Source organism: Pseudomonas fluorescens (genome assembly GCF_902497875.1).
GTDB lineage: Bacteria > Pseudomonadota > Gammaproteobacteria > Pseudomonadales > Pseudomonadaceae > Aquipseudomonas > Aquipseudomonas fluorescens_BR.
This window is the reverse complement of the sequence record NZ_CABVHY010000115.1, coordinates 1-1,701: the sequence shown is the minus strand read 5'-3', so window position 1 is coordinate 1,701 and position 1,701 is coordinate 1. Positions and strand designations below refer to the sequence as shown.

The window sequence follows — 1,701 nt, the reverse complement described above, 5'->3', positions numbered from 1 at the left end:
GGGCAAGCCCCCTCGCCACAAATGCCCGCCAGACCAAAGATTTAGGTTAACTGACCGGCATTGGGGCAAGCTCGCTCCACAGTTGATCGTGTCGTGTCAGATGCCTGCGATCAACTGCCGCGCTGCTTGGCTGTGATCAGCAATCAATTCCTTCAAATCCAGCCCCTCAACCTGCCCGTCGATCACTCGCCATTTTCCTCCTACCATCACCCGGTCCGCTCGATCTGCGCCACACAACAGCAGCGCCGACAACGGATCATGACTACCGGAAAAACGCAGCTCATCGAGTTTGAACAACGCCAGGTCCGCCTGCTTGCCCACCGCCAGTTCGCCGATATCGCTGCGTCCGAGCAGTTGCGCCGAACCGCGGGTGGCCCAGCCGAGCACTAACTCGGGAGTGATTTTTTCCGCGCCATAACGCAGGCGTTGCAGGTAAAGCGCCTGTCGGGTTTCGAGGATCATGTTCGACGCGTCGTTGGAGGCCGAACCATCCACACCCAGGCCCAATGGCGCGCCCGCTGCGATCAAGTCCAGGGTCGGACAGATGCCTGAAGCCAGGCGCATGTTCGAGCTCGGACAATGACAGATGCCGGTGCCAGCCGCGCCCAGGCGAGCGATTTCATCCGGGTTGAAATGAATGCCATGGGCCAGCCAGGTACGAGGCCCGAGCCAGCCGACGCTGTCCAGATAATCCACGGTGCGCAGGCCGAAACGTTGCAGGCAGAAGTCTTCTTCGTCGAGGGTTTCGGCGAGATGGGTGTGCAGGCGCACGTCGAGCTTGTTGGCCAGTTCCGCACTGGCCGACATGATTTGTGGGGTAACGGAAAACGGCGAGCAGGGCGCCAGGGCAATCTGGATTTGCGCGCCATCGCCACGTTCGTGGTATTCGGCGATCAGGCGCTGGCTGTCGGCGAGAATCACTTCACCTTGTTGCACGGTCTGTTGCGGCGGCAGCCCGCCGTCGGCTTCACCCAGACTCATCGAGCCGCGGGTGAGCATCGCGCGCATGCCCAGTTCGCGCACGCTCTGGACCTGTACATCAATGGCGTTTTCCAGACCTTCGGGGAACAGGTAGTGGTGATCGGCCGCGGTGGTGCAGCCAGACAGCAGCAACTCGGCCAGAGCGACTTTGCTCGCCAATGCCAGTTTCTCCGGGGTCAGTCGAGCCCAGACCGGATACAGGGTTTTCAGCCAGGGGAATAACGGCTGATTGACCACCGGCGCCCAAGCGCGGGTCAGGGTTTGGTAGAAGTGGTGGTGGGTGTTGATCAGCCCGGGAAGGATCACATGTTCGCGAGCATCGAAGACTTGTCCACAGGGTGCGGCGGGTTGTTGCCCGGCACCGAGTACTTCGACGATCAAACCGTCTTGCAGCACCAGGCCGCCACGGGCATCGAGCGCGTTGGCAGTGAAAATGGCCAGGGGGGTTTTTAACCAGATACGGGTCGCAGGCATTGGCCGGCTCCTCTGAAAATTGGGTTCAGGTTCGCCAGCTCAGTGTTGCCCTGTCTGCTGATCCAGGGTCGCCGGTGAGGGCGAGGTTTGGAGTTTACTCAGATTACGCATTTGATGCGATAGCTTGACGGACGTGTGTGATGCCTAAAAGATCGCAGCCTGCGGCAGCTCCTACGCCGACCCAGTACACCCTGAATTTATCAGGCGCACGCAATACCCGTAGGAACTGCCGCAGGCTGCGATCTT

General features: G+C 60.4%; 1 protein-coding gene. It reads right to left on the bottom strand.

From position 1 onward, the window contains the following. Positions 1–96: 96 nt before the first annotated feature. On the bottom strand, positions 97–1,455 hold the full coding sequence (locus F8N85_RS33965; protein WP_150807651.1) for an 8-oxoguanine deaminase: 1,359 nt from the start codon (positions 1,453–1,455) through the stop codon (positions 97–99). Positions 1,456–1,701: the final 246 nt, after the last annotated feature.

Excerpts from the sequence above, each read along its gene's own strand:
- F8N85_RS33965 (WP_150807651.1), bottom strand. The coding sequence starts at position 1,455 with ATGCCTGCGACCCGTATCTGGTTAAAAACCCCCCTGGCCATTTTCACT.